Annotated in this window: 7 protein-coding genes; 2 read left to right on the plus strand and 5 right to left on the minus strand. The window is 60.5% G+C overall.

Annotated features, from left to right (window positions below):
- Nucleotides 1-114: 114 nt before the first annotated feature.
- The 5 genes from ACIOVB_RS23380 to tkt form a co-directional block, all read right to left on the minus strand.
- Nucleotides 115-447, minus strand: a complete 333-nt coding sequence (locus tag ACIOVB_RS23380; RefSeq protein ID WP_187679697.1) for an MliC family protein — start codon at nucleotides 445-447, stop codon at nucleotides 115-117.
- 56 nt (nucleotides 448-503) lie between these two features.
- Nucleotides 504-725: a hypothetical protein gene (locus ACIOVB_RS23385; RefSeq protein WP_187679698.1), complete on the minus strand. Its 222-nt coding sequence runs from the start codon at nucleotides 723-725 to the stop codon at nucleotides 504-506.
- A 34-nt stretch (nucleotides 726-759) separates the two neighbouring features.
- Nucleotides 760-1,923 (minus strand): phosphoglycerate kinase, encoded by a 1,164-nt coding sequence (locus ACIOVB_RS23390; RefSeq protein ID WP_401271793.1) that lies wholly within the window; start codon nucleotides 1,921-1,923, stop codon nucleotides 760-762.
- A gap of 12 nt (nucleotides 1,924-1,935) precedes the next feature.
- Nucleotides 1,936-2,988, minus strand: a complete 1,053-nt coding sequence (gene epd, locus ACIOVB_RS23395; RefSeq protein ID WP_187679700.1) for an erythrose-4-phosphate dehydrogenase — start codon at nucleotides 2,986-2,988, stop codon at nucleotides 1,936-1,938.
- A 150-nt stretch (nucleotides 2,989-3,138) separates the two neighbouring features.
- A complete protein-coding gene (gene tkt, locus ACIOVB_RS23400; protein WP_401271794.1) occupies nucleotides 3,139-5,136 on the minus strand; it encodes a transketolase in 1,998 nt (665 codons plus the stop codon).
- 16 nt (nucleotides 5,137-5,152) lie between these two features.
- On the opposite strand from tkt, the gene ACIOVB_RS23405 reads away from it, so the two are divergent.
- Both ACIOVB_RS23405 and ACIOVB_RS23410 read left to right on the plus strand, forming a co-directional pair.
- Nucleotides 5,153-5,371: a hypothetical protein gene (locus tag ACIOVB_RS23405; protein WP_401271795.1), complete on the plus strand. Its 219-nt coding sequence runs from the start codon at nucleotides 5,153-5,155 to the stop codon at nucleotides 5,369-5,371.
- Between the two features lie 23 nt (nucleotides 5,372-5,394).
- Nucleotides 5,395-6,220, plus strand: an 826-nt coding sequence (locus ACIOVB_RS23410) for an ArsR/SmtB family transcription factor (protein WP_401271796.1), incomplete at its 3' end; no start/stop codon positions are given.

Here is a 6,220-nt window from a genome sequence, read left to right on the forward strand (position 1 = left end):
TCCCGGTTGAGGGTCGTTAATCGTGCCAGCCTGCCGGAGCGGCGGCGGCTATTCAAGTGATTGCAGATCGGGGGTCGAAGCCCGGTCTGGTGATTCGATAAAGCAAATTCTGTATTACTGCGCCTTGCAGCCGCGGCCGATCAGGTCATTGGTAGCGACCCAGTACACCAGGCCTTCGTTACCCTTGATGTGAAACGCCAGCATGCCGTCGCTGTACAGCGTGCCCGAGGCGCCCGGCTCTTCTTTCAGGCGATAGACCTGATCACCGCCACCCAGTCGAACATCGACTTCTTTCTGGCCGGCATCGGTGTAACGCCACAGCACTTTGGCCTGGCTGTCGCAGGTCCAGGTGGTCCAGTTATCCGTGGGGGCGGACGACTGAAACAGGTTCAACTGCGCGCAACCGCCCAACAATGCCAACGCCGCAATGGCGATCAAGCCTTTCATCCGTGTTCCTCGACTGACGGCGCACGCCGCCAGCCCTGAGTTAAGAGTCAGACCCGTCAAGGACAACCATGTTCCTTGGCCGGGGTTTGCGCTTCGTATTTGTCCAGACCGTCCGGCCCCGAGCGCTTGTTCAGCACCGGGTTGGTTTCGGCCTGCCAGTCGGCCTGATAACAGCCCTTCTGCGACTCGCTGGGTGCCGGTGTCGCTTCGGCCTTCGGGTTACTCCCGCAGGCCGCCAGCGTACCGGTCAGCAACAACAATGCTAACGACTTGACCATGTGACCACTCCTTTGCCTGGCCTGACGGGCGGCCTCAGGCCTTGGCCCGGCTTTCCAGGACTTCTACGGCAGGCAGCACTTTGCCTTCGACGAATTCGAGGAACGCGCCGCCACCGGTGGAAATGTAGGAGATTTGCTCAGCCACGCCATATTTATCGATGGCGGCCAGGGTGTCGCCACCGCCAGCAATCGAGAATGCGGAACTGTCAGCAATGGCTTGGGCCAGCACTTTGGTGCCGTTGCCGAACTGATCGAATTCGAACACGCCGACCGGACCGTTCCACAGAATGGTTTTCGACGACTTCAGCAGTTCAGCGAAGTTGGCTGCGGTTTGCGGGCCAATATCCAGAATCATGTCGTCGGCAGCGACGTCAGCGATCAGCTTGACGGTGGCTTCAGCGCTTTCAGCGAACTCCTTGGCGCACACCACATCGACCGGCAACGGCACGCTGACCTTGGCGGCGATGGCGCGCGCGGTGTCCAGCAGGTCCGGCTCGTACAGCGACTTGCCAACCGGGTGACCGGCTGCGGCGAGGAAGGTGTTGGCGATGCCGCCGCCGACGATCAGTTGATCGCAGATCTGGCTCAGGCTGTTCAATACGTCGAGTTTGGTCGAGACCTTGGAGCCAGCAACGATGGCAGCCATTGGCTTGGCCGGAGCACCCAGGGCTTTGCCCAGTGCATCCAGTTCAGCGGCCAGCAGCGGGCCGGCGGCGGCGATTTTGGCGAACTTGGCCACGCCGTGGGTTGAACCCTCGGCGCGGTGAGCGGTGCCGAACGCGTCCATCACGAACACGTCGCACAGCGCGGCGTATTGCTGGGCCAGCTCGTCGGCGTTCTTTTTCTCGCCCTTGTTGAAGCGCACGTTTTCGAACAGCACGATGTCGCCGGCCTTGACGTCAACGCCGCTCAGGTAATCGGCCACCAGCGGCACTTCACGGCCCAAGGCCTTGCTCAGGTAGTCGGCGACTGGCTTGAGGCTGTTCTCGGCAGAGAACTCGCCTTCGGTCGGACGGCCAAGGTGCGAGCAGACCATCACGGCCGCGCCTTTTTCCAGGGCCAGCTTGATGGTCGGCAGCGAAGCCAGGATACGCGCGTCGCTGGTGACAACACCGTCCTTGACTGGGACGTTGAGGTCTTCGCGGATCAATACGCGCTTACCTTGCAGATCGAGGTCGGACATCTTCAACACGGTCATGGGTCGCACTTCCTACGGTTTTTTTGAAGTTGCTGTTTGCAGATAGTGGTCTGCAACGTCCAGCATTCGGTTGGCAAAACCCCATTCGTTGTCGAACCAGGCCAGGATGTTCACCAGTTTTGGGCCGGAGACACGGGTCTGACTGGCATCGACGATGGCCGAATGTGGGTCATGGTTGAAATCACAGCTGGCATGAGGCAATTCGGTATAGGCCAAAAGTCCTTTGAGCGGGCCGCTGGTGGCGGCTTCGCGCAGGATCCGGTTGACCTCGTTCGCGTCGGTCGCCGTGGCGGTCTGCATCGTGATGTCGAGGCAGGACACGTTGACCGTCGGCACGCGTACGGCTTTGGCCTGAATTCGCCCGGCAAGTTCCGGCAGCAGGCGCTCGATACCGCGCGCCAGACCAGTGGACACCGGGATCACCGACTGGAACGCCGAACGGGTGCGGCGCAGGTCTTCGTGGTGATAGGCGTCGATCACCGGCTGATCGTTCATCGCCGAGTGAATCGTGGTGATCGACACGTAATCGAGGCCGATCGCCTTGTCGAGCAGACGCAACAGCGGCACGCCGCAGTTGGTGGTGCACGAGGCGTTGGACACCAGCAGCTCATCGCCGGTCAGGCAATCCTGATTGACGCCGTAGACGATGGTGGCGTCGACATCCGCCTCGCTGGCCATCGGCTGCGAGAACAGCACGCGTGGCGCACCGGCGTCGAGGAAACGCTGGCCGTCGGCACGGGTGTGGTAAGCGCCGGAGCATTCCAGCACCAGATCGACGCCAAGCGACGCCCAATCGATGCCTTCGGGGGTGGCACTGCGCAGGACCTTCACGCAGTCGCCATTAATATGCAGACAATCGCCTTCAACCCGTACTTCGCCGGGAAAGCGGCCGTGGGTGGAGTCAAAGCGTGTCAGGTATTCGATGCTGGCCATGTCGGCCAGATCGTTGATCGCGACAATTTCAAACCCGGCCTTTTCGCCTCGCTCAAACAACGCACGCAAGACGCAACGACCAATCCGGCCGTAGCCGTTGAGTGCAACTTTGTAAGGACGCGGTTGAGGCATGGGGTTCTCGATTACCGTGGTGAATCAGGCAGTGCGATGCTGCCTGAACCAACACTTTCGCGAGCAGGCTCGCTCCCACAGGGAAATGCATTCCAATGTGGGAGCGAGCCTGCTCGCGAAGGCGTCAGTCCAGACGACGCGACTTCTGGATCAGTCTTCCAGCAGCTCTTCAGCCTGACCCAGGATGTTTTCCAGGGTGAAGCCGAACTCTTCGAACAGTGCCGAAGCCGGAGCCGACTCACCGTAGGTGGTCATACCGATCACGCGTCCTTCCAGACCCACGTACTTGAACCAGAAGTCGGCGTGAGCCGCTTCGATCGCGATACGTGCGCTGACCTGCAACGGCAGAACGGCTTGCTTGTAGCCGGCATCCTGAGCGTCGAACACGCTGGTGCATGGCATGGAAACCACGCGCACCTTGCGGCCCTGCTCGGTCAGTTTGTCGTAGGCCTGAACCGCCAGCCCCACTTCCGAACCGGTGGCGATCAGGATCAGCTCAGGCTCGCCTGCGCAGTCCTTCAACACATAGCCACCGCGGCTGATGTCGGCGATCTGGCCGGCACCGCGCTCTTGGTGCTGCAGGTTCTGACGCGAGAAGATCAGCGCCGATGGGCCGTCCTTGCGCTCCAGAGCGTTTTTCCAGGCCACCGCCGATTCAACGGCATCGGCTGGACGCCAGGTGTCGAGATTCGGCGTGGTGCGCAGGCTGGTCAGTTGCTCGATCGGCTGGTGCGTCGGGCCGTCTTCGCCCAGACCGATGGAGTCGTGGGTGTAGACATGGATCACGCGCTTCTTCATCAGTGCCGACATGCGCACGGCGTTGCGAGCGTATTCCATGAACATCAGGAAGGTCGCGCCGTAAGGCACGAGGCCGCCGTGCAGAGTGACGCCGTTCATGATTGCGGTCATGCCGAATTCGCGCACGCCGTAGTACATGTAGTTGCCGCTGGCATCTTCAGCGCTGACGCCTTTGCAACCTTTCCACAGGGTCAGGTTGGAACCGGCCAGGTCAGCCGAACCGCCAAGCAGTTCCGGCAGCAAAGGGCCGAAGGCGTTCAGGGTGTTCTGGCTGGCTTTTCGGCTGGCGATGGTTTCGCCTTTGGCGGCCACTTCAGCGATGTACGCCGAGGCTTTTTCCGAGAAGTCGGACGGCAGTTCACCGCTCAGACGACGGATCAGTTCGTTGGCTTCGGTCGGGAACGCAGCGGAGTAAGCAGCGAAACGCTGATCCCACTCGGCTTCAACCGCGCGGCCAGATTCTTTGGCATCCCATTCGGCATAGATGTCGGCCGGGATTTCGAACGGGCCGTGGTTCCAGTTCAGCGCCTGACGGGTCAGAGCGATTTCCGCGTCACCCAGTGGGGCGCCGTGGCAGTCTTCTTTACCCTGCTTGTTCGGCGAACCGAAACCGATGGTGGTCTTGCAGCAGATCAGGGTCGGCTGCGCGCTCTTGCGAGCGGTTTCGATGGCGGTCTTGATCTCTTCCGGGTCGTGACCGTCAACGTTGCGGATCACCTGCCAGTTGTAGGCTTCGAAACGCTTCGGGGTGTCATCGGTGAACCAGCCTTCGACTTCGCCGTCGATGGAGATACCGTTGTCATCGTAGAAGGCGATCAGCTTGCCCAGGCCCAAAGTACCGGCAAGGGAAGCGACTTCGTGGGAAATGCCTTCCATCATGCAGCCATCACCCAGGAACACGTAGGTGTGGTGGTCAACGATGTTGTGGCTCGGACGGTTGAACTGCGCCGCCAGGACTTTTTCTGCCAGGGCGAAACCCACAGCATTGGCCAGACCCTGACCCAGCGGGCCGGTGGTGGTCTCGACGCCCGGGGTGTAGCCGAATTCCGGGTGGCCCGGGGTGCGGCTGTGCAGTTGACGGAACTGCTTGAGGTCTTCGATCGACAGGTCGTAACCGGTCAGGTGCAGCAGCGAGTAGATCAACATCGAGCCATGGCCGTTGGACAGCACGAAGCGGTCACGATCGGCGAATGATGGATTGCTCGGGTTGTGCTTGAGGTAGTCGCGCCAAAGCACTTCGGCAATATCTGCCATACCCATAGGGGCACCGGGATGGCCGCTGTTGGCTTTTTGCACGGCATCCATGCTGAGGGCACGAATGGCGTTGGCACGCTCACGACGGCTAGGCATCGCTGATCTCCTGGGTGTGAATAAACTGGAACGGAAAAAAGGAGGGCATTTTCCCTCACCGGAGCGCCTCGGGGCAATGACAGATAGTCATGCAGAGGCGTTTTTCCAATGGATAGCGGCGGTTTCTGTTGGTGAAACCTTTCCGCTGCTCGTTTGTAGAGTTAACCATCTCGTGAGAAGTGCCATCTATCGAGCAATATCAAAACTTTTTGATATTGCTCTTGCAGGGATTTAACCCCGTCTCTAGACTGCTGCCCCATGAACTTACGCGCGCCTTCCATTAGCCATGACGATTGCGACGAGCTGGCGGCCCTGTGCAAGGCCGGCGGCGATCCGTTGCGGCTGAATGTATTGCGCGCGCTGGCCAATGATTCGTTTGGTGTACTGGAACTGGCACAGATTTTCGGCATTGGTCAGTCCGGTATGAGTCACCACCTCAAGGTCTTGGCGCAAGCCGAGCTGGTGGCAACTCGCCGTGAAGGCAACGCGATTTTCTATCGTCGCGCCCTGCCCCATACCGAACTGCTGGGCGGCAAGTTGCACGCAGCGTTGTTAGAAGAAGTCGACAATCTGGCGCTGCCGGATGCCGTGCAGGCTCGCATCGCTCAAGTGCACGGGCAACGTGCTGCGGCCAGCCAGGACTTTTTCGCCCGGGTCGCGGAGAAATTCCGCGCCCAGCAAGACTTGATTGCCGGCCTGCCGCAGTACCGCGAAAGCGTGCTGGCCCTGCTCGACAAACTGAGCTTCAGTGGCGCTGCCACGGCCATTGAAGTCGGCCCCGGTGATGGTGCTTTTCTGCCGGAACTGGCGCGCCGTTTCAGCACCGTAACCGCGCTGGACAACAGCCCGGCGATGCTCGAACTGGCGCGTCAGGTATGTGAACGTGAACGACTGGCTAACGTCAGCCTGCAATTGGCCGATGCATTGAACGGCAGCAGCCTTCAGGCCGATTGCGTGGTACTGAATATGGTCTTGCACCATTTCGCCGCGCCGGCCGAAGCGCTCAAGCACATGGCCGACCTGCTGCAACCGGGCGGTAGCCTGCTCGTGACAGAGTTATGTAGCCACAACCAGAGTTGGGCCA

This window comes from Pseudomonas sp. NPDC087639 (assembly GCF_044743385.1).
In the GTDB taxonomy this organism is placed as follows: Bacteria; Pseudomonadota; Gammaproteobacteria; order Pseudomonadales; family Pseudomonadaceae; genus Aquipseudomonas.